Origin of the sequence: Mesorhizobium sp. M8A.F.Ca.ET.218.01.1.1 (assembly GCF_004791165.1) — a bacterium.
Lineage (GTDB): Bacteria > Pseudomonadota > Alphaproteobacteria > Rhizobiales > Rhizobiaceae > Mesorhizobium.
On the sequence record NZ_SRUZ01000001.1, the window covers coordinates 1 to 22135 of the forward strand.

Annotated in this window: 20 protein-coding genes and 1 pseudogene; 17 read left to right on the plus strand and 4 right to left on the minus strand. The window is 60.8% G+C overall.

The window, feature by feature from the left end:
- Positions 1-224: 224 nt before the first annotated feature.
- On the plus strand, positions 225-1655 hold the full coding sequence (locus EN861_RS00005) for a porin (RefSeq protein ID WP_127275972.1): 1431 nt from the start codon (positions 225-227) through the stop codon (positions 1653-1655).
- A 328-nt stretch (positions 1656-1983) separates the two neighbouring features.
- Here the strand turns inward: EN861_RS00005 and EN861_RS35995 are convergent, their stop codons facing one another.
- Positions 1984-2256 carry a hypothetical protein gene (locus tag EN861_RS35995; protein WP_127275987.1) on the minus strand — a complete coding sequence of 91 codons (273 nt, stop codon included), beginning with the start codon at positions 2254-2256 and terminating at the stop codon, positions 1984-1986.
- 93 nt (positions 2257-2349) lie between these two features.
- Positions 2350-3255: an alpha/beta hydrolase gene (locus tag EN861_RS00015; protein WP_245464256.1), complete on the minus strand. Its 906-nt coding sequence runs from the start codon at positions 3253-3255 to the stop codon at positions 2350-2352.
- 32 nt (positions 3256-3287) lie between these two features.
- On the opposite strand from EN861_RS00015, the gene EN861_RS36000 reads away from it, so the two are divergent.
- The 6 genes and pseudogenes from EN861_RS36000 (at position 3288) to EN861_RS00045 (ending at position 9762) form a co-directional block, all read left to right on the plus strand.
- Positions 3288-3755 (plus strand): DUF1214 domain-containing protein, encoded by a 468-nt coding sequence (locus tag EN861_RS36000; RefSeq protein ID WP_245464257.1) that lies wholly within the window; start codon positions 3288-3290, stop codon positions 3753-3755.
- A gap of 126 nt (positions 3756-3881) precedes the next feature.
- Positions 3882-5965 (plus strand): annotated as a pseudogene (locus EN861_RS00025) (mechanosensitive ion channel family protein); the annotation flags it as partial.
- Positions 5966-6093: 128 nt separating this feature from the next.
- A complete protein-coding gene (locus EN861_RS00030; RefSeq protein ID WP_127275975.1) occupies positions 6094-6525 on the plus strand; it encodes a potassium channel family protein in 432 nt (143 codons plus the stop codon).
- A 208-nt stretch (positions 6526-6733) separates the two neighbouring features.
- Positions 6734-7702 (plus strand): helix-turn-helix domain-containing protein, encoded by a 969-nt coding sequence (locus EN861_RS00035; RefSeq protein WP_127275976.1) that lies wholly within the window; start codon positions 6734-6736, stop codon positions 7700-7702.
- Between the two features lie 144 nt (positions 7703-7846).
- The gene (gene adh / locus EN861_RS00040) at positions 7847-9364 is read left to right on the plus strand and encodes an aldehyde dehydrogenase (protein ID WP_127873536.1); all 1518 of its coding nucleotides are present in this window, start codon (positions 7847-7849) and stop codon (positions 9362-9364) included.
- A 62-nt stretch (positions 9365-9426) separates the two neighbouring features.
- Positions 9427-9762 (plus strand): DUF779 domain-containing protein, encoded by a 336-nt coding sequence (locus EN861_RS00045; protein WP_127275978.1) that lies wholly within the window; start codon positions 9427-9429, stop codon positions 9760-9762.
- A gap of 103 nt (positions 9763-9865) precedes the next feature.
- Here EN861_RS00045 and hemN read toward each other — a convergent pair whose 3' ends face one another.
- Positions 9866-11215: an oxygen-independent coproporphyrinogen III oxidase gene (gene hemN, locus EN861_RS00050; protein ID WP_127873535.1), complete on the minus strand. Its 1350-nt coding sequence runs from the start codon at positions 11213-11215 to the stop codon at positions 9866-9868.
- A 162-nt stretch (positions 11216-11377) separates the two neighbouring features.
- Between hemN and EN861_RS00055 the strand changes: the two genes are divergently transcribed.
- Positions 11378-12106: a Crp/Fnr family transcriptional regulator gene (locus EN861_RS00055; RefSeq protein WP_127275980.1), complete on the plus strand. Its 729-nt coding sequence runs from the start codon at positions 11378-11380 to the stop codon at positions 12104-12106.
- Between the two features lie 2 nt (positions 12107-12108).
- Here EN861_RS00055 and EN861_RS00060 read toward each other — a convergent pair whose 3' ends face one another.
- Complete coding sequence (locus EN861_RS00060) at positions 12109-12519, minus strand: hemerythrin domain-containing protein (RefSeq protein ID WP_127275988.1); 411 nt, start codon at positions 12517-12519, stop codon at positions 12109-12111.
- Between the two features lie 249 nt (positions 12520-12768).
- Between EN861_RS00060 and ccoN the strand changes: the two genes are divergently transcribed.
- From ccoN to nirK, 9 genes are all read left to right on the plus strand, one after another.
- Positions 12769-14379, plus strand: coding sequence for a cytochrome-c oxidase, cbb3-type subunit I (gene ccoN, locus EN861_RS00065; RefSeq protein ID WP_127275981.1), 1611 nt, complete (start codon positions 12769-12771; stop codon positions 14377-14379).
- An 11-nt stretch (positions 14380-14390) separates the two neighbouring features.
- The gene (gene ccoO / locus EN861_RS00070) at positions 14391-15122 is read left to right on the plus strand and encodes a cytochrome-c oxidase, cbb3-type subunit II (RefSeq protein WP_127275982.1); all 732 of its coding nucleotides are present in this window, start codon (positions 14391-14393) and stop codon (positions 15120-15122) included.
- Between the two features lie 12 nt (positions 15123-15134).
- Complete coding sequence (locus tag EN861_RS00075) at positions 15135-15284, plus strand: cbb3-type cytochrome c oxidase subunit 3 (RefSeq protein WP_127275983.1); 150 nt, start codon at positions 15135-15137, stop codon at positions 15282-15284.
- Between the two features lie 2 nt (positions 15285-15286).
- Positions 15287-16150, plus strand: a complete 864-nt coding sequence (ccoP, locus tag EN861_RS00080; protein WP_127275984.1) for a cytochrome-c oxidase, cbb3-type subunit III — start codon at positions 15287-15289, stop codon at positions 16148-16150.
- 178 nt (positions 16151-16328) lie between these two features.
- Complete coding sequence (ccoG, locus tag EN861_RS00085; protein WP_127873531.1) at positions 16329-17888, plus strand: cytochrome c oxidase accessory protein CcoG; 1560 nt, start codon at positions 16329-16331, stop codon at positions 17886-17888.
- Positions 17885-18382 (plus strand): FixH family protein, encoded by a 498-nt coding sequence (locus EN861_RS00090; protein WP_127275577.1) that lies wholly within the window; start codon positions 17885-17887, stop codon positions 18380-18382. Before ccoG ends, EN861_RS00090 begins: the two co-directional genes overlap by 4 nt.
- Positions 18379-20667 (plus strand): cation-translocating P-type ATPase, encoded by a 2289-nt coding sequence (locus EN861_RS00095; protein WP_127275576.1) that lies wholly within the window; start codon positions 18379-18381, stop codon positions 20665-20667. The genes EN861_RS00090 and EN861_RS00095 overlap by 4 nt, the downstream gene beginning before the upstream one ends.
- A complete protein-coding gene (ccoS, locus tag EN861_RS00100; protein ID WP_127275575.1) occupies positions 20664-20819 on the plus strand; it encodes a cbb3-type cytochrome oxidase assembly protein CcoS in 156 nt (51 codons plus the stop codon). The genes EN861_RS00095 and ccoS overlap by 4 nt, the downstream gene beginning before the upstream one ends.
- Before the next feature lie 206 nt (positions 20820-21025).
- Complete coding sequence (nirK, locus tag EN861_RS00105; protein WP_135861729.1) at positions 21026-22132, plus strand: copper-containing nitrite reductase; 1107 nt, start codon at positions 21026-21028, stop codon at positions 22130-22132.
- Positions 22133-22135: the final 3 nt, after the last annotated feature.

The window sequence follows — 22135 nt, forward strand, 5'->3', positions numbered from 1 at the left end:
AGAAACCGGAGATCCATCTCAAGACGCTCGGCAAGTCGGCCGAAGAGATGGTAGATACCCTGGAACACTGGCTGGACGAGCGTGACATTGCCGAAGAGCAATATGACAATGGCGGCGGCATCTGACGCTTTTTGCTTTAGAATACGAGTGACGCGTCGATTGAAGGAGAACGCTGGCATGGTTCGGGTCGTTGGCTTCCTGCTCTGGCGTGTGCCAAGCCCGGCATGCTGATTGGCAAGCGGAACCCGTCGCCAGTTGCGCCCGTGGCACGGTCGTTCTCGAACGCTGCAAGCCTTTCGCAGGATGACAAAGAGGGCCGTCGGAAGCTGGGCGTGTTACGTGTGCCTGGCTCATCCGTTGACGCAAACAAGTCGCATGACGGTGTGTCGGGATCCATGGGACTGCGCCAAAACTCCGGCGAGGTAGTATTTGGGCGCCACGTTCGCCGCTTTTGCATGATCTGCTTGTGTCTCTTTCGCTTGTTGTCGCCGGCCTTCGCGCAGGACGATGGCGAGGACGAGGACGAAGAAGATAGCGCCGTGTGCGACATCGATGTCGGCGGGTCCGGCTCGGAAAGCAAACCGCTCAGCGCAACCGATGGCACGGGGTCGCATCGCTACCTCGTCAACGGCGTTTGCTACGATCTATCCGGAAGCCTGCAGGGCACCCTGCAACACACCAATGCTCCGGAGCCGCATTTGGGACCTGGTTCAAGAACCGCCCGGACTTTCAGCTCCGAAGCGGATTTGCGCCTTGCGGCTGCGCGGCTGACGGGATCCGGACCGTTCAAGTTCGTCTTCGGTATTTCCTGGAGCTATAACTCCGACGATGGTTTCGACGCAGCGCCCACCTTGTCCGAAGCAACAATCGAATACGCGGGGGTAAAAGTTGGCTACGCTGAATCCCTCATGAACGCCTGGTCGGGCGATTTCCAGTTCACCGCGTCGTCGCCGTCGCTGAGCAGTTATCTGGCTTCCTACAAATACGAGATCACCGACGATCTATCGTCCTCTGTGGCGGTCGAGGCCGGTCCTCCGACCAGCCGCGGTGCAACCACCTGGGAATTCCCCAAGACGCCGCCGTATTTCACGGCGCAGCTCCATTACGAAAAAGACGACTGGATCATGCAGGTTTCGGCGGCCGCTCGTCGGCAAGAGACGCCGGCCGCGCGCTTGCTCGATTTGTCGGCCGGCAGCCGATTCGGTTGGGCAGCGACAGCCGGCCTTACGGCGCCGGTTAGATTTGCCGGTGAAGACGATAATTTTAGCGCCGGCCTTGCCTATTCGGTAGGCGCGCCTGCTTTCCTTGGCACCGAAGCCGACGCCGCCGCTTTCGCCGCGCGCTTCCCCACCGTCGGCCCGATACAGGGTTGGAGCGCCGTGGCTTCGTACCATCATGAATGGTCGGACAAATGGGAGTCGAACGCGTTCGTAAGCTATGTCGCGGTGAATCTCGACCTGTTCGCGACCAACCCCTCGATCAGACCGAAGCGATACGGCGTAAATTTGATCTATCAGCCCACGGAAAAGTGGACGATCGGCACGGAAGTGGATGCGCTTAGCACACATGTCGCGCTCAACGGCGCGGTCGGTCTTATTCCGGGTGCCGATTTGAAAGGGACGACGGACTTCCTGTGGGTTACACGTGAATTTTGATCGGTTCGATGTAAACACGATCATCAAAGCTGTTGCCTCGCGGGATCTTCGACTTTTCTCCGCGCTACGAGAGCAAGAAGCCCGACAAACCTATCGTGCTAATTAGTGGCCGTTTCGGATCGCCGGCTGAAGCTCCTGGGCGGCATCCCCGCCCAGGAGCGAAAGGCGCGCGTGACCGTCCCGTGATCAGCAACAGCGCTGCGCTCCGGAACAAATGGGGCTCCTTCGGCGCAAACTGGGACGGTGGGACCGCAGAAGGCTGGCACGGCCCCAACGGACAGGCGCATCGCGCCTGTCCGGGAGCACTATTGCCAGAAGCCACCCAAAGTCACTGTATGTTGACGACGACGTAGCGCCCGCTGGAGGCCTGATAATACCTGCCGCCACAGTGCCACAGTACGGGGCCGTAGACGGTGGTTTTCACGCATGCGGCCGGGAGGCTGTTCACGTAGACACTCGTCCGACGGATTGTTCGGCGGGTGGTGCGCCTCGCAACGCCAGCGACGCTGCCGGGCGTGAGCGGATGGCCAACTCGCGCCTGCGCGTCGCCGACGAAAGAGGGGAGCGGTACAACTGTGTCGATCAGTCCGCCAAAAATCATGGTGACGGCGATCGCAGCCGCACCACCGGCCAATCTCAAGCTAAGTCTTGTCATCGTTCATCCTCTCTATAAATCAAATACCTGCGGCAAGCGCTACTTGGCCGTCAGGATCTTTATCGGCGCCGCGACGGGTAAAGTAAGAACGCGGGTCGTGGCGCCGGCCAGCCCGCCCTCTTCCTGATCTGGAATACCCTGCGCCAGGGCCTTGCGAAGATCCGGCGCAATTTCCGCGACTTGGGCGAACTTGCCGTGATTGGTCGCATCGTTGGCTTTCACATCAGGCAAGTCAACGACTATCGCGCCGAGTTCTGCGAGTTCCGCCGTGTTGCTGCTCGCCCCAATCCGATCTTTGCCGCCAGCGATAAGCCTCGACAGACCCAATGCTTTGTCGTCGCGCGAGACAATGATCAAAAACGGCTTTTTTGGTTTCCCAATTCGCTGCATTTCCGATTTGAATACGTCCTCGTCGATGTCGGGGGCGGCGAGTATCACCGTACCAAGCTTGCTGGCGGAAGTGAGGTTTCCCGATATCTTGATTTGCCGAAATGCCTCGACGGTCACCCAGTTGCCCATCGAATGCGCGAGGACGTTGATTTCATCGGCATCGCTGGCCAGCAAAAGGCGCAGCGTCCGCTCCAATCCGTCGCGAGCGATGGTCGCGCTGTTGTTGTCGTACACGCAGTCCAGCGTCTTGCCCCGCGAGGCCCAAACGCGATAACCCGCCGAAGGATGGAATTCATCAGCGGATCGCGGAAGCCGGTGAATACCATCCACGCCATCGACTACGAGTTCTATGAAGAGCTCCACACGGTCATCGAGCGTGAGCCGAGTTCGATGCTCGATCCGGAAATGCTGGGCCTGTTTGCCTCCATCGGCATCCAGAAGGGCAAGCCCTTCGCGCCGGACGAGCGAATGAAGAAGCTGCTGGTCGAAGCGCTCGCTATCGGCAACGCAACCGCCCGCGCGCTGGCCTTCCGCCCTCGCCTCGACGGCGCCCAACTCTATCCAAACAGCTCCTGGAACGCGGCTTCGTGGACGGCAGCTATGAATGGCTCCGGGACGGCGGCGAGGGCGGCCGCAATCTCGACTCCAGGACCATGTTCTTCTACCAGGCGACGGTGAACACGCCCGCCATGGTGCAGAAAATGATCGGCGTCGGTTCCCAATACGCCTATGCCTCAACCGACGTGAACGGCGACTATCTGGACGGTGCCAAGACGTACAGCCTCCACATTCCCGCTAATCCGCCGGTCAAGGATTTCTGGTCCGTGGTGATCGGCGATCCGCAGACGCGCTCGGAGCTTGAGACGGGCCAGACCTTCCCGAGCAAGAACAACAAGCGCGACAAGCTCGCCGAGAACTCCGACGGTTCGGTCGATCTCTATTTCGGCCCGAAGGCCCCTGAAGGTAAAGAGGCGAACTGGGTCCAGACCGTCGCCGGGAAGGGATGGATGGTATCCGATTCTTCGGCTTTATGGCCCGCTCGAACCCTGGTTTGACAAGACCTGGCGGCCGGGCGAGTTTGAGGTGGTCAAGTAGCAGGGTTCCGCGTTCGATCCGGCATGGTTCGTTCGATTGCGGGAACGTCTGGTCGTACTGTCGATCGAAACTTGCCGGAGCGCTCGATGAGCAATGCACTGCCCACTCGAATTGGTCTTCTACTGTCGGCCGTCATTCCGATTTTCCTTTGGGTGCTCCTTGGAGCTTCCTGGGCCCAGCAGCCTCCGGACGGCGTGCCGCCCGAAAAGGCACGGCAATTCCTCGACCTGCTGTCCGATCCGGAGGTCAAGGTATGGCTCGAAGGAAAGATACCGGTAGCCGCCGAGGAACCGTCTGCCGCATCGCTGGCCGACGCAATCTCGAACTGGGAGCTGGCCGTTCGCGCACGTCTCGTCGCGCTCACCGATGCCATTCCTCGCATCCCGCAGGAGGCAGCTAACGCCGCCGGCGTCGTCTCGCGCGACGTGAATTCAGGTAGGCCCGGGCTGGTGATCCTGATCCTGGCAGTGCTGACTGTCGTCGGCTTCGGCGCCGAGTGGTTGGTCCGCCGGGCTTTGTCGCCTGGCGGTTCTGACCCAACAATTGATCCCGGACAGGCAGCCCTGTCCGAGGTCGCTGCCTTGCTGACATTTGCTCTGGCAGCCATCGGCTCGTTCCTCGCGTTCGACTGGCCGCCTTTGCTGCGCCGCATCGTGCTGACTTTGCTGCTCGCCTTCATCGCCGTGCGTGTCGTCCGCGCAATTGTCAGGTTGCTGTTTGGACTCGCCGGCGCGGAGAGCAGGACGCCGGATGAGACGCTGACAACAGTTCCTGTTGCAAACTCGACCGCGCAGCGTTTCTGGCTTCGGCGCGTGAGCCTCATCGCCGGCTTTCTGCTGTTTGGCTGGGCCGTGGTCAGCCTCATGCCGAGCATCGGTTTCTCGGTCGACGTGGCGCGGGTGGTTGCCCTGCTTTGTGGCCTGGGCATGTTGGCCATCGCCATCGAAATCGTCTGGCGGCGGCCGGGCAGCGCAGCTTCCGCTGCCAGGCATTCGCTGCTGACGCTCTATCTGATCGCGCTTTGGCTGGCCTGGGTGGCAGGACTGCTCGGCGTGCTGTGGCTCGGCCTCTATGCGCTGCTATTGCCGGTGGCGGTGCGTGGGGTTGGCAACGTCGCACAGGCCTTCGCCAGCAGAGCGCAGCGCAGCGGCGCCCTCGGCATCATGCTGAACGTGCTGATCGTCAGGGGAGCCAGGGCAGCGATGATTGGCGCGGCGGTCGCTTGGCTCGCCTATGTCTGGCGCATCAGGGCTGCTGCCCTTGCCGGCAGTGAAACAGGCGCGATCGTGATTTCGGGCCTGCTCAATAGCATCATCATCCTCCTGGTAGCGGATCTGCTGTGGCAGCTGGCGAAGGCGCTGATCGCTTATCGGATGGAGCTCGCGTCAAAAGACGGGTCAAGCGCGGACGACCTTGCCCGCAGCGGCCGGCTGCGTACGCTGCTGCCGATATTCCGCAACGTGCTTGCTGTCTTCATCGCGGCCGTCGCAGTGCTGACAATCCTGTCCGGACTGGGCGTGCAGATTGCACCTTTGATCGCCGGCGCGGGCATTTTCGGCGTCGCTATCGGCTTCGGTTCGCAGACACTGGTCAAGGACGTGCTGAGCGGCGTTTTCTATATGCTCGACGACGCTTTCCGTGTCGGTGAGTATATCCAGAGCGGCAGCTATAAGGGCACCGTCGAATCGTTCAGCCTGCGATCAGTCAGGCTGCGGCATCACCGCGGCCCAATTTTCACCGTGCCGTTCGGCCAGCTCGGCGCCATCCAGAACATGAGCCGTGACTGGGTGATGGACAAGATGGCTCTCAGCATCACCTACGATTCTGACATAGACCTCGCTCGCAGGCTCATCAAGAAGATCGGTCAGGAGCTGGCCGCGGATCCCGAGTTCGCGGCCGATACGATCGAGCCGCTGAAAATGCAAGGTGTCGACAGTTTTGGCGACTCCGGGATCGACATCAGGATGAAGCTGATGACCAAGCCGGGAGGTCAGTTCGGCATCAAGCGGCGAGCCTTCATGATGATCAAGAAGGCATTCGACGAGAACGGCATCAAGCTCGCTGTTCCCACCGTGCATGTGGAGGGTGGCGGCGACAACGCGGCCGCCGCGCAGCAACTACTCAAGCTGAAGCAGGCTAAGAGCTAGCGGCAAACCCGGCGCCTGATGGCACTTCCGAATCCGGCCCGCTTTGTGACAACGCCACTGCGAGACTTGGCGAAAAAGGCCGGGACACCCCCTGCACTGCAGATTTGATCTGGCACAAATTGGGTCGTGATTTCGATCGGTATGATTATCTATGGTTCTAAATCTGCTCATCGGCACAATCGTCATAAGCCTGACGGTGCTGGTTCATACCTTTGGCCTTATCGCCGTCACACATGCGATGGGATACCTTGTGTCCCGCTTTCGCATGCACGGGCGCCGCAGCCGCATCGTCGCGATGATCAGCGTGGTGATGGGTCTCTTTGCCGTCATGACCACGGAGGTCTGGCTTTGGGCTGGGCTATACCGGATGCTCGACATCTTCGCCGATTTCGAAACTGCCTTGTACTTTTCCACCATCACTTTCTCGACGGTTGGTTACGGCGACATCGTGCCCGCCCATGCGTGGCGCGTCCTGGCGGCACTCGAGGGCGTGAACGGGTTCCTGCTAATCGGCTGGTCGACAGCCTACCTGATAGCAGCAGGCACCCGCATCGGGCCCTTCAAGGCCGGCGAGCATTTTTGACCGCAGCAGATGCTCCCATTTGCTCCCGATCAATGAACGCGCGTCAATCTGTCGGTAGGCTTTCTGTCGATGGTAACCACGAATTGCTCAGGGACAGGCGAGAGGAAGACATCCGCTTTCTGCTTCTTTCGACGAATTGACTATGTGCTACGGGAACCGCAGACCGGTCAGATCGGGAGGAAAGACATCAGGTTGGGAGGATTTAAGCATGGGCGAGGATCTATACGGCCATCATGCCGACCGCATCCAGGCGGCGATTGCCTCGGACGCTGCAGCGAAGTCCGCACTGGTTGCTTCCTGGCGACGGTCTTCCAATTTGCATCGGCTCGATCCAGCCGACTGTAGCCCCCCACGCTATCTGACGGAGGCGGAACTGGGACAGGCCGGGCAACGCATCGAACCTCTCGTCCAAGCTGCCCAATCGAGTCTCGACCGGCTCTATCTCGCGGTTGGCGGCGTCGGGTGCTGTGTCCTGCTTGCCGATCGTGACGGGGTGCCGGTCGAACGGCGCGGTGCGCCCGTCGATGACGAGACGTTTCGTTCCTGGGGTTTGTGGACTGGCTCCGTCTGGAACGAGGAAAGCCAAGGCACCAACGGGATCGGCACCTGTCTGGTCGAGCGGCGCGCTCTCACGATTCACCGTGACCAGCATTTCCATACGCGCAACACGCTGCTCAGTTGCACCACCGCTCCTATCCACGATCATGAAGGGAATCTTGTAGCCGCGCTTGACGTGTCTTCCTGCCGGGCTGATCTGACCGAAGCCTTCGCCAATCTCATCTCGATGGCTGTGGTCGACGCGGTGCGTCGGATCGAAGGTGAAAACTTCAAGATGGCATTCCCAAAGGCGCGAATTCTGCTCGCCCCAGTGACTGACAAAGGCTCCGGAGCGCTGATCGCCGTTGACGCGGACGATCTCGTGGTCGGCGCGACCCGTTCGGCGCGCCTGGCGCTTGGCATTACCCAGCAGTGTCTCGACAAGCCGATGCCCGCCGCCGATTTGTTCGGCTGGGCTGAGCGCGGCTCCAAAATTCTCGCTGAGGCAGAGCGCGGGGCTCTCCAGCGTGCACTCGCGCGCGCTGACGGAAATGTCTCGGCTGCAGCTCAGGCGCTAGGGATCAGCCGCGCGACGCTCCACCGCAAGCTCAACCGCCTGGATGTCCATCGGTCTCACTGAACTCCCTTGGCGACCATGACTGTCGCAATTCTGCGACACATCATGTCCGACCGCGGTGACCAGTGCGGTGACAACTACGGGCGAAAATCGCAAGTCTCTTCCGAAGCGTCGCATCCCGCGACGTCAGCTTTGGGAGGAAGACACATGAACAAGGTTGAATTTTCACGCTCGGTCAAGGCGCCCTTCGACAAGCGCTATGGCAATTTCATCGGCGGCAAATGGGCCGAACCGCGGTCCGGCCGTTACTTCGAGAACCACTCGCCGGTAAACGGGCAGCTGCTGTGCGAGGTGGCGCGCTCAGATGCCCAGGACATCGATGCGGCCCTGGACGCGGCCCATGCCGCCAAGGATGCCTGGGGACGGACCAGCGTGGCCGAGCGGTCGCTTATCCTCAACCGCATCGCCGACCGCATGGAGGAGAACCTCGATCTCCTCGCCTGTGCAGAAACCTGGGACAATGGCAAGCCGATCCGGGAAACGACCGCGGCCGACCTGCCTCTGGCCATCGACCATTTCCGCTATTTCGCCGGCGCCGTGCGCGGCCAGGAAGGCAGCCTTTCGCAGATCGACGACGACACCGTCGCCTATCACTTCCATGAGCCGCTCGGCGTGGTCGGTCAGATCATCCCGTGGAACTTCCCGTTGCTGATGGCATGCTGGAAACTTGCTCCCGCGCTTGCGGCCGGCAACTGCGTGGTGCTGAAGCCAGCCGAGCAGACCCCGGCCGCTATCCTGCTCTGGGCCGATCTTATCGGCGATCTGCTGCCGGCAGGCGTGCTCAACATCGTCAACGGTTTCGGCCTCGAGGCCGGCAAGCCGCTCGCTTCGTCACCGCGCATCGCCAAAATCGCCTTTACCGGCGAGACCACGACGGGTCGGCTGATCATGCAATATGCCAGCCAGAACCTCATTCCCGTCACGCTGGAACTGGGCGGCAAGTCACCCAACATCTTCTTCAAGGATGTCGTCGCCGAAGACGACGATTTCTTCGACAAGGCTATCGAAGGCTTCGTCATGTTCGCGCTGAACCAGGGCGAGGTCTGCACCTGCCCCAGCCGGGCGCTCATCCATGAATCAATCTACGACAGGTTCATGGAACGCGCCCTCAAGCGCGTCGAGGCGATCGTGCAGGGCGACCCGCTCGATCCGGCGACGATGATCGGTGCTCAGGCCTCGTCTGAGCAGATGGAAAAGATCCTGTCCTACATCGACATCGGCCGCCAGGAAGGAGCGGAGTTGCTGACCGGTGGGGCGCGCAATCTTCTGCCGGGCGACCTCGCCGGCGGCTACTACGTCCAGCCCACGGTGTTCAAGGGTCACAACAAGATGCGCATCTTCCAGGAGGAAATATTTGGGCCGGTGGTATCGGTCACGACCTTCAAGGACGACGACGAAGCCCTCAGCATTGCCAACGATACGCTCTACGGTCTGGGCGCAGGCGTCTGGACACGCGATGCCAACCGCGCCTACCGCTTCGGCCGGGCAATCCAGGCTGGCCGCGTCTGGACCAATTGCTACCATGCCTACCCCGCGCATGCGGCCTTCGGCGGCTACAAGCAGTCCGGCATTGGCCGGGAGACCCACAAGATGATGCTCGACCACTACCAGCAGACCAAGAACATGCTGGTCAGCTACAGCCCGAAGAAGCTCGGCTTCTTCTGATCGCTGCGCCCATGCGCGCGGCCCCAAGGGACCGCGCGCATGACTGGAAACCGGATAAGACCATGCATGCAAAAGTCACAGCGACGCCGGCAGCCCTTGAACTGATCACGGAGATCGTCACCGATCATGGCCCGGTGCTGTTCCATCAGTCCGGTGGCTGCTGCGACGGCTCTTCGCCAATGTGCTATCCGGTGGCTGGCTTCATCATCGGTGACCAGGATGTGTTACTCGGCCACATCGGTGAGGCGCCATTCTACATCGGGGCCTCGCAATTCGAAGCCTGGAAGCACACCGATCTCATTATCGACGTGGTGGCTGGTCGCGGCGGCATGTTCTCGCTCGACAATGGACGCGAGAAGCGATTCCTGACGCGGTCGACGATTTGCGCTGTCAGATGAGGATGTGGGTCATCCATCGGGTCATGGACACGGCCGTCATAGGCTTGACGGCCCTGACACAACGTTCGGTCCCATCGCATTCAGTTCGCGACCAAGCCGCCGCTCAGACCGCTACCGAATGTCTCGCCTTGCCGGTTTCGAAATACTTGTCGAACTTCGCGGCGACGCTTCTGACAAAGGGCCGGCTTTCCACCGGCACGACGAAGTGGTCACCGTTCAATTCAAGCATCGGCGCTGGATCAAGCAGGGCGGTCGAGCTTGCCTTGCTGAGAAGCTTTTGGCCGGCTTCGCCGAAGCGCTCGACCAAGTCGATCGCGGAAAAGGCGAAATCGCACATCAGCCGTTCGATGATCCAGCCGCGAACGCGATCATCCACGGAGAACGCGATGCCTCTGACGGTCGCCAGCCCGCCGTCAGCCACCATGCGGCCATACTCTGTGGTCGAAGGCATGTTCTGTGCATAGCCTTGCCGATACTGGCTGATGGATGACGGACCGAGGCCGATCAAGGTTTCGCAGCGATCCTCGGTATAGCCCTGGAAGTTGCGGTGCAACGTCCCTGAGCGCGCGGCCAGCGCCAGCGCATCGCCTGGTTTTGCGAAATGGTCGAGCCCAATTGCTTCATATCCTTGGTCGAGGATGGCGCGCGCTGCCAGTTGCGATTGGGCGAACCGCTCCTCCGGGCCTGGCAACCAGGCGTCGTCGATCATTGTCTGATGTTTCTTGAACCATGGCACATGAGCATAGCCAAAAAGCGCGATCCGGTCCGGCTCCAGCGACAGCGCCTGTTGGACCGTGGATAGGACACTCTCCCTGGTCTGGTGCGGCAAACCGTAGAGCAGGTCCAGGTTGACCGATTCGACACCGCGCGAGCGAACGCCGTCGACGACGGCTTTGGTCTGCAAAAAGGTCTGCTCGCGATTGATGGCCTTCTGGACCTTGGGGTCGAAATCCTGGACGCCGAGGCTCGCTCTCGTCATGCCTATTTCGGCAAGCGCGTCGAGGCGGGCTTCGTCCATGTCGTTGGGTTCGATTTCGACGCTGATCTTGGCGCCGGGGAGGAATGCAAAGCTGTTGCGCAGCACTGTTGCCAGCGCCACTATGTCCTGCGGTTTGAGCATCGTCGGCGAACCGCCGCCGAAATGGACGGCATGCACGCGGCCCTTGCCTCCGACAAGACTGGCAACGGTAGAGATCTCGGCATGCAGTGAGCGAAGATAGGCCGTCACGGGCTCGTAGTGGCGCGTCTGCTTGGTATGGCAGGCACAGAACCAGCAAAGCTTGTCGCAATAGGGGATGTGCAAATAGAGCGAGATCTCGTCGCCCTCGTTGAGCGCCTGCAGCCAGCCACGACAAGCGGCAGCATCGACGCCCGGATGAAAATGCGGCGCCGTTGGGTAGCTGGTATAGCGCGGCACGTTCTCACCAAGTCTGGCAACTAGATCTGGCCGCATGTCGCAATCAACTCCGGGCTGTGTCGCGCGATACTGCTCACCAGGGGCGACAACCGCCTTGATCTCGGTCAATGCCCATCGGCTGCGGACAAACTGCCGCAAGGCTTTTTGCTGGGCCGATGCTATATCCTGACGGGACCTTTGGTTCCGCGGACGACCACGATGACAGTGCGCCAGGATGTACACAGCGCCGGCATTCCCGTGCTTTGCCAATCATGCGAAGCGCGGCACCACGGTGTTTGCGGAGCGCTCGATCCCGAACAATTGGTCGGCCTCGCCAAGACCTCGTCGAAGCATACCGTTGAACCGGGCGTGGAATTGATTGGCGACGCCGAAACCGTCGACAGTTACTCGAACGTGCTTTCCGGCGTGGTCAAGCTTACAAAGAGCCTTTCGGACGGGCGCCAGCAGATTGTCGGGCTTCAATTTGCTCCCGATTTTCTGGGCCGGCCCTTCAAGGTGGAAAGCGCGATCAACGCCGAAGCCGCAACGGCAGTCTCCCTGTGCTCGTTTCCGAAGGCCGCCATCGAACGGATGATGAAGGAATCGCCGGAACTGGAGCACCGTCTCTTCAAGCAGACGCTGAATGAACTCGATGACGCCCGCGATTGGATGGTGACGCTGGGCCGCAAGAGTGCTTCGGAAAAGGTGGCGAGCTTTCTTCTCATGATCGCCAGAAACATCGACCCCACGCTTGACCCGGCCGCCCAGTCGACAAGTTTCGATCTGCCTTTGACCCGCGCCGACATCGCCGATTTCCTTGGTCTGACCATCGAGACCGTCAGCCGCCAGTTGACCAGGCTGCGATCAGATAGCGTAATCCGGATAGAGAACAATCGGCATGTTGTCGTGGATAGCTTGGACCGGCTGCAGCGACGCTCCGGCGCCTAGGATCAATCGACGATCCCGATCATAGGGAGGACGTGCTCGCGTTCAAACGCTATGTGCCGGCGCAAGTTCTCGAACAGGCCGCGTAACATGAAACCGATGGCCTCGGGGTTCTCGACTGTCTCGCCATGACCGATGGCCAGCAGAATTTCGGTCACCTCACCGGCAAAGCACTCATCTTCCACATGTTCAGCCCGCAGTCGCCGGGTTGAAGCAAGGTTCGCATTACTGCCCACCACGGCCTCCTCGTAGGCGGGGAAGATGACTGTCTCTTCATATCGATGGATGTCGCGCAGCAGCGGGACGATGGCGTTGGCCGTGCCGAGGCACTTCAGACGATCGACGCTGGGCAATGCATCCGCGATTCTCTCCAAGGCATCGCAGAGTTGCAACTTTTCCCTGTGCGCGCGCTTCATCACCGCGGCCGGGACCACTTCTGTGGATCGGTCAACTGGTGCCGCATCTCCATCGCGTACTTCGAACAGCGACGATCCTGGCCCTTTCTTCCGGCTCAACGGCGACCCTCCAGTCATTTGCAGACCAACGCTGCCCAATCCGAAAGCACTGAGCTTTGACATGGATCAAGGCGGCGACAACGCAACTGCTGAATTGGTGTCCACGCGGATTGGCGTCCGCGCATCGGTATACAAGGTCGGGGGCATCTCATGAAGTTCGGCACACCAATCTTCGCTTTGGGCCTGTTCACATTTGCGGCTCTGGTGGCCGCCGGCTTCGGTGCAGATGAGCCTTTCCGACAGCATATGTGGGTGCTTTTTTTCGTGCTGCTCGGTTTTGTCGCCATCCTCCTCCGCAACACGAAATTCGACGTGGCCGCGCCGGTCGACCCCTCCGCTTACATGGACGGACCCATCCGCTACGGCGCCATCGCTACAATGTTCTGGGGGGTGGTCGGCATGCTGGTCGGCGTTGTCATCGCGCTGCAGCTTGCCTACCCTGATCTCAATATCCAGCCCTGGTTCAATTTCGGCCGCCTGCGGCCGCTGCATACGTCGGGCGTCGTCTTCGCCTTCGGCGGCAATGCGCTGCTGTGCACATCATTATACGTCGTGCAACGCACCTGTCGCGCCCGGCTCTTCGGTGGCGATCTCGCCTGGTTCGTGTTCTGGGGTTACCAGCTCTTCATCGTGATGGCCGCGACCGGCTACCTGCTCGGTATCACCGAAAGCCGCGAATACGCCGAACCCGAATGGTATGTCGACATCTGGCTGACAATCGTCTGGGTTGCCTACCTCATCCTGTTCCTTGGCACGATCCTGAAGCGCAAGGAACCGCATATCTATGTCGCCAACTGGTTCTATCTGTCCTTCATCGTCACCATCGCGATGCTGCACGTCGTCAACAATCTGTCGATGCCGGCTTCTTTCCTTGGATCGAAGAGCTACTCGGCGTTCTCGGGTGTCCAGGACGCCCTGACGCAATGGTGGTACGGCCACAATGCCGTCGGCTTCTTCCTCACGGCCGGCTTCCTCGGCATGATGTATTATTTCGTTCCCAAGCAGGCGAACCGGCCGATTTATTCCTACCGGCTGTCGATCATTCACTTCTGGGCGCTGATCTTCCTCTACATCTGGGCCGGTCCGCACCACCTCCACTACACGGCCCTGCCCGACTGGGCGCAGACATTGGGCATGGTGTTTTCGATCATGCTTTGGATGCCGTCATGGGGCGGCATGATCAACGGCCTGATGACGCTCTCGGGCGCCTGGGATAAGATCCGCACGGATCCAATCATCCGCATGATGGTGATGGCCATCGCCTTCTACGGCATGTCCACCTTCGAGGGACCGATGATGTCGATCAAGACGGTCAACTCACTGTCGCACTATACCGACTGGACCGTCGGCCACGTCCATTCCGGTGCGCTCGGCTGGGTCGGCATGATCTCGTTCGGCGCGATCTACTACATGGTGCCGAAGCTCTGGAACCGTGAACGTCTTTATTCGCTGCGGCTGGTCACCTGGCACTTCTGGCTGGCGACGCTCGGCATCGTTGTCTACGCGGCGGTGATGTGGGTATCCGGCATCATGCAGGGCCTGATGTGGCGTGAATACGACGAGCAGGGTTTCCTGGTCTACTCCTTTGCTGAAACCGTCGCCGCCATGCACCCATACTATGTCATGCGTGCCATCGGCGGGGCCATGTACCTCTCCGGCGCCCTGATCATGGCCTGGAACATCACCATGACCATCCTTGGATACAAGCGCGCGGAAGAGCCGATGCCGGGCTCCGCACCCTCCCTGCAGCCTGCCGAATAAGGAGCCAGAGAATGAGCCTGATGGACAGACACGCACTCATCGAGAAGAACGCCACGCTTCTTCTCGTTGGCTCGCTTCTTGTGGTGACCGTCGGCGGCATCGTCGAGATCGCGCCGCTCTTCTACCTCGACAACACGATCGAGAAGGTGGAAGGCATGCGCCCCTATTCGCCGCTCGAACTTGTCGGGCGCAACATCTACGTGCGCGAAGGTTGCTACCTCTGCCACAGCCAGATGATCAGGCCGTTTCGCGACGAGGTCGAGCGTTACGGCCACTACAGCCTGGCTGCGGAGTCGATGTACGACCACCCCTTCCAGTGGGGATCCAAACGCACCGGGCCAGATCTCGCCCGGGTTGGTGACCGTTATTCGAATGCCTGGCACGTCGCGCACCTTGCCGACCCACGCTCGGTGGTGCCGGAATCGGTCATGCCGAGCTATGCCTTCCTGAAGGACGCGCAGATCGAGGTGAAGGATTTCTCTACGCACCTGATCGCCAACAGGCGTGTCGGTGTCCCCTATAGCGATGACATGATCGCCAACGCCAACGCCGATCTGATGGCGCAGGCCGACCCGAATGCCGACCCCTCCGGCCTTCAGAAAAGATATCCCAAAGCCAAGGTCGGCGACTTCGACGGCAATCCGCAAAAGGTGACCGAAATGGATGCCCTCGTTGCGTATCTGCAGATGCTCGGCACATTGGTCGATTTCAAGAATTACGACGAAGCCGCCGGCTACCGCTGAGGAGAGTTATCCATGCAATACAATTTGATGCGGGAGTTTGCTGACAGTTGGGGCCTGGTCGCCATGGCGCTTTTCTTTGTCGGGGCAATTGTCTTCTCCCTCCGCCCTGGCAGTCGCAAGCTGGCCGACGAGGCTGCCCGGATTCCCCTTGAGGACGAGTAATCATGAGCGACGAGCACATCGACGAAATCTCTGGCGTCTCAACCACGGGCCACGAATGGGACGGCATCAGGGAGCTGAACAATCCGCTTCCGCGCTGGTGGGTCATGACTTTCTACCTCACCATCGTCTGGGCGATCGGCTACACGATCGCCTATCCGGCATGGCCACTGCTGCACTCGGCGACGAAGGGTGTGCTCGGCTATTCCAGCCGCGGCGAGGTCAAGAACGAGCTGACCACGGCTGAAGCCGCCAAAGGCAAATATGTCGCGGCGGTGCAATCCAAGACCGTCTCGGAGATAGCCGCGGACGATGCCTTGCGCGAATTCGCAGTCGCTGCAGGTGGCGCCGCATTCAAGGTCAATTGCGTGCAATGTCACGGCTCCGGTGCCCAGGGCTCCAAGGGCTTTCCCAATCTCAACGACGACGACTGGCTTTGGGGTGGCAAGGCTGAGCAGATCCAGCAGACGATCACGCATGGTATCCGCTTCGCGTCCGATCCGGACACGCGCTTGTCGGAAATGCCTGCCTTTGGCGACATCATAACCGCCGACCAGATCGCCCAAGTCAGCGCCTACGTTGCCAGCCTGTCCGGCAAGGTCCACGATGCTAGTCTGATCCAGCCCGGGGCCAAGGTCTTCGCAGAAAACTGCGTTGCCTGTCATGGTGACAACGCGAAAGGCAACAAGGAGCTCGGCGCCCCCGACCTAACCGACGCGATCTGGCTCTATGGCTCAGGCGAGACGGCAATCGCCGACCAGGTTCGCGCACCCAAGCAGGGCGTCATGCCAGCCTGGGGAGCGCGTCTTGGCGAAACCAAGGTCAAGGAACTGGCCGTCTACATCCATTCGCTTGGCGGTGGGGAATAGGAAGCGGGGACCTGTTCTCGACCCTTCACCTTCCAGGCGACGAGGCCCGGCCCAGCCGGGCCTCGACTCTTTTCCGCAACGCCAAGATTGACTTGCATCAACGCGGGCAGGTCCACCGGGCGGCATTGTTGCCCGGCGCATTCAAATCGCCGTCTGCGTGTAGAGCGGAGAAAAGTCGTTGCTGGACAATACGCAGGTAGAGCGGTTGGAAGCCGAGGCGGTCAATTCCGCCAAGATCCGTCAGCCTCTTTATGCGCCGCGCAAGAAGATCTTTCCAAAGCGCGCCTCAGGCAGCTTTCGCCGCTTCAAATGGCTGGTGATGGCGATCACGCTTGGCATCTACTATCTGACGCCGTGGCTGCGTTGGGACCGTGGTCCGTTTGCACCCGACCAGGCGGTGCTGCTCGATGTCGCCAATCGGCGCTTCTACTTGTTCTTCATCGAGATATGGCCGCAGGAATTCTTCTATGTGGCGGGCCTCCTGGTCATGGCCGGCGTCGGTCTTTTCCTGATCACCTCGACTGTCGGCCGTGCCTGGTGTGGCTATGCGTGCCCTCAGACGGTGTGGGTCGATCTGTTCCTCGTCGTCGAACGCGCGATAGAAGGCGACCGCAATGCCCGCATGAAGCTCGATACGGGTCCCTGGACCGCCCGCAAACTGGTGCTGCGCGTATCAAAGCACGCGATCTGGCTGGTCATCGGCGCGGCGACTGGAGGCGCCTGGATTTTTTACTTTGCTGACGCACCGACACTGCTCGGCCAGCTCTGGACCGGCAGCGCCGCACCCGTGGCCTACATCACCATCGCCGTGCTGACGGCAACCACCTACACGTTCGGCGGCCTGATGCGTGAACAGGTCTGCACCTATATGTGCCCATGGCCGCGCATTCAGGCGGCCATGCTTGACGAAAATTCTCTCACCGTCACCTACAACGACTGGCGCGGCGAACCGCGTTCGCGTCACGCCAAGAAAGTGCTGGCGGTTGGCCAGCCCGCAGGTGACTGTGTCGACTGCAACGCCTGTGTCGCGGTCTGCCCGATGGGGATCGACATTCGCGATGGCCAGCAGCTCGAATGCATCACCTGCGCGCTTTGCATCGACGCCTGCGACGGTGTCATGGACAAGCTCGGCAGGGAGCATGGGCTGATCGCTTATGCGACGCTGTCCGACTACAACGCCAATATGATGCTGGCGACAGCAGGCGGCTCCAGCCCAGTCAATCCATCGCTCGTCAGGACCGCTGGCGGCGCTTTCTCCGACAAGGTAGCGCATTTTCACATTCGCAAGATCTTTCGGCCGCGCACCTATGTCTACATGGGCTTGTGGTCGCTGATCGGCCTTGGCCTGCTCTATTCCCTGCTGACGCGCGATCGGCTCGAACTAAACGTGCTGCATGATCGCAATCCTCAGTTCGTCACGCTTTCCGACGGGTCTATCCGCAATGGCTACACCGTCAAACTGCTCAACATGATCCCCGAGCCGAGGACGATCGTCGTCACGATTCAAGGCTTGTATGGAGCTGACATGAGCGTGGTCGGCGAAGACATCCCGGCAGGCCGCTCCTTTGCCATTCCGGTCGAACCCGACCGCCTGAAAATGCTGAAGGTCTTCGTCCGCCAGCCGGCGGACCAGATCCGCGCCCCGGCGCAGACCTTCAAATTCCGCGTCGAGGACAAGGCCAGCTTCGAGTCCAACGAATACACCGCCACTTTCAACGCTCCAGAGGCCGCCAGATGACCGCCAATGCCCAGAAGCCTCGGGAATTCACGGGCCGGCACATGCTGGTCATTGTCCTCGCCTTTTTCGGGGTGGTGATCGCGGTCAACCTGACCATGGCAACGCTTGCCAACACCAGTTGGACCGGCCTCGTCGTCGAAAATACCTATGTTGCGAGCCAGCAATTCAACAAGCAGGCGCAGGAGGGCCGGGCGCAAGCGGCACTCGGCTGGACAGGCAAGCTAACCATCGCATGGGGCGAAGTCCGCTACAGCATCGCCGACGCAGCCGGCAAGCCGGTTCCTCTGCACGGCGTGAAGATGCTGTTTCGTCATCCCGCATACGAGAAGGAGGACAAGTCGGTCACGCTGGCCCTTGCTTCAGGCCAGGAATTCGCGGCGCAGCATATGCCAAAGGACGGCGTCTGGATCGTCGAGGTCGACGCCGATGCCGGCCTGGACAGGCCGTACCGAGACGTCCGTCGAATCATGATTTCCCATGGAACGCTGCAATGAGTTGTTGTGCACCGGGCGCCGAAATGGCGCTGGACCTGGGCAGCTCCGCATCGACGCTGCCATCCAGCCAGGAGATCCGGCTCGCCAGCCGCTCGCTTGGCGACAATCTTCGGCAGACCGATCTTTCAGTGCCGACGGTTCATTGCGCCGCCTGCATCCAGACGATCGAGACGGCGCTGGGAAAGCTCGGCAATGTCGAAGGCTCGCGTGTCAACCTTTCGACGAAACGCGTCGCGATCCGGTGGCGTGGGGACGAGGTGCCACCCTTCGTCGCCGCGCTTGGCAGGCTAGGCTACGAGGCGCACCTGTTCGAAGCCGACGCTGATAGGAGAGACAGAACGCTTGCCGAACTGATCCGCGCCGTCGCCGTTGCCGGCTTCGCGGCCGGAAACATCATGCTGTTGTCGGTCTCGGTCTGGTCAGGCGCCGAAGGGGCCACCCGCGACCTGTTTCACTGGGTCTCCGCGCTGATCGCCATTCCGGCGCTCGCCTTCGCCGGCGGTATCTTTTTCCGATCGGCCTGGAATGCGCTGCGCCATGGCCGCATGAACATGGACGTTCCGATCGCGGTCGGTGTTTCACTTGCCTACGCGATGAGCCTCTATGAGACGATCAACCATGGCGAGCACGCCTATTTCGATGCTTCGGTATCGCTGCTGTTTTTCCTGTTGGTCGGCCGCACGCTGGATCACGTAATGCGGGAACGTGCCCGCACCGCGGTGAAAGGCCTGTCGCAGCTGGCCTCGCGTGGCGCCATGGTGGTTCGCGGCGATGGTGCGCGCGACTATCTACCAGTCGGCGAGATCGAACCGGGCATGCGGTTGTTGATCGCAGCTGGCGAAAGAATCCCCGTCGACGGCAAGATCATCCAGGGAGCGTCGGATCTCGACTGCTCGCTGGCTTCAGGCGAAAGCACGCCAAAAAACGTAGGGCCCGGTGAAGCCGTGCAGGCCGGCGTGCTCAATATCACCGGCCCGCTGACCATCGAAGCCACTGCCGCCGCAAGGGATTCGTTCCTGGCGGAGATGGTGCGGCTGATGGAGGCCGCGGAGGGCGGCCGCGCGCACTATCGCCGCATCGCCGACCGCGTCTCGGCGCTCTACGCCCCCGTGGTGCATCTCACCGCCTTCTTGACATTCCTTGGCTGGGTGGCGGCGACCGGCGACTGGCACCGGGCCATGACGATCGCTATCGCTGTTCTCATCATCACGTGCCCCTGCGCGCTTGGCCTGGCAGTGCCGATCGTTCAGGTGGTCGCCGCGCGGCGCCTGTTCGAGAACGGCATCATGGTCAGGGACGGCTCGGCCATGGAGCGCCTGGCAACAATCGACACGGCTGTGTTCGACAAGACCGGCACGCTGACGCTCGGCCAGCCCCGACTCGTCAACGCGCCATCGGTCAACCCAGATATGCTGGCCCTGGCAGCCGACCTGGCCACGCATTCGCGCCATCCGTTCTCAAAGGCCATAGCCGGCTTTGCCACTCTGGGCGGCCGGTTCAAATTCGAGGCCGTCACCGAGCATCCTGGGTTCGGAATCGAGGCCACTGCAGCCGGGAGCACATGGCGCCTGGGCCGACGCGGATGGGCCGGCTGGAAGGCTCGAACTGGCGGCGAAGGCAAACACGGATACGGTGGAACGGTCCTGACAAAGAATGGGATGATTGTCGCATCCTTCATTTTCGACGATGTGCTTCGCGCCGATGCCACACCAGCCATCGATCGGTTACACGACGCCGGGGTATCTGTCGAAATGCTGTCAGGGGATACAGCGGCAGCCTGCGCCGACGTTGCGAAGGTGCTTGGTGTCGAAGACTTTGTCCCCTGCCTGCTGCCATCCGGCAAGGTCGAACGCATCGAGACCTTGGCGAAAGACGGACACAGGGTTCTGATGGTTGGCGACGGTCTCAACGACACGCCGGCACTAAGCGCTGCGCATGTATCGATTGCACCGGCGACCGCCGCTGATATTGGCCGCAACGCTGCTGACTTCGTCTTCCTGCGCGAGAGCCTTATGGCCGTCCCGCTGGCGTTGGACGTCTCGCGCCAGGCAGGACGCCTGATCCGGCAGAACATCGTCATCGCGATCGTCTACAATGCGGTCGCAGTACCGATAGCGATCCTCGGGCACGTTACGCCCCTGATCGCGGCGATCGCCATGTCCGCCTCATCGCTGCTTGTCATTGGCAATGCTCTACGCCTGCGATCGTCGCAACCGTTCTCAACGGCCAAGGATGTTCGCCGCAACAGGGTGTCCAACTTCAACAACCTGGTCCGATCGTCATGACCACTCTCACCTACCTCATACCCGTCGCTCTCTTTCTTGGTGCACTTGGCTTGGGGGGATTCCTGTGGGCATTGAAGAGTGGCCAATACGAAGATCTCGACGGAGCCGCCGAGCGAATCCTGATTGATCTGGAAGACAAAAGCGGCGACTGATATTCAGAAAGACGCTGGTGGCAGCGCACCGTTACTGAAAACCGCGACACCGGACTTTCACATGTCAAATCGTGACCCACAAGACCTCTGTATCCCGAGCTGTTGTTCCTGCGATTAACAACACAGTTTGAGCCAGCGCAAAGAGGGCTAGCGTCAGGTCATGTACCTTCTGCTCATCCGCAACGGTCGAGAGACAGGAGATTGACATGATTACGCGACGCGAAGCCCTCTTTGGAGCCGCGCTTGGCGCTGTTGCTGTTGCAGCACTGCCCGCATTGTCGGCCACGGTTACAAAGGCAGAGATTCGCGGGCTGCCCCGCGAGAAGATCACGCTCGTAGCACCACCGTTCGTGCATCCGCATGATCAGATCGCCAAGGGCGGTCCGAAGATCGTCGAATTTACCATGACGATCGAGGAAAAGCCTGTCGTCATCGATGCCGAAGGCACGAAGCTCAATGCGATGACCTACAACGGCTCGATCCCTGGCCCACTGATGGTCGTGCATCAGGACGACTATATCGAGCTGACGCTCATCAATCCCGATACCAACTCGCTAGCCCACAATATCGATTTCCACGCGGCTACCGGCGCGCTGGGTGGCGGCGGCTTGACCTTGATCAATCCCGGTGAACAGGTGACCCTTCGCTTCAAGGCGACGCGGACGGGAACGTTTGTCTATCACTGCGCACCTGGGGGCGCGATGATCCCATGGCATGTCGTTTCCGGCATGAACGGCGCCATCATGGTGCTGCCGCGTGACGGGCTCAGGAACGACAAGGGCGAACCGGTCAAGTACGACAAGATCTTCTACATCGGCGAGAGTGATTTCTATATTCCGCGCGACGAGAAGGGCAATTTCAAGAGCTACGAATCCGCCGGCGACGGCTACGACGACACCGTCAAGGTCATGCGCGGTCTCGTTCCGACGCATGTGGTGTTCAACGGCAAGGTCGGATCCCTGACCGGCGACGACGCCATGAAGTCGAAGGTCGGCGAAACGGTGCTTATCGTCCATTCACAGGCCAACCGCGATACGCGGCCGCACCTGATCGGCGGCCACGGCGATTACGTCTGGGAACAGGGCAAATTCGCCAACCCGCCGTCCAAGGATCTCGAGACATGGTTCATCCGTGGCGGTTCTGCCGGCTCGGCGCTCTACACCTTCCTGCAACCGGGCGTCTACGCCTACGTCAACCACAATCTGATCGAGGCCGTCGAACTTGGAGCCACCGCTCATTTCAAGGTCGAGGGCGAGTGGGATGACGACCTGATGACGCAGGTCGAAGCGCCCAAACCCATCGCCACCAATTGAATG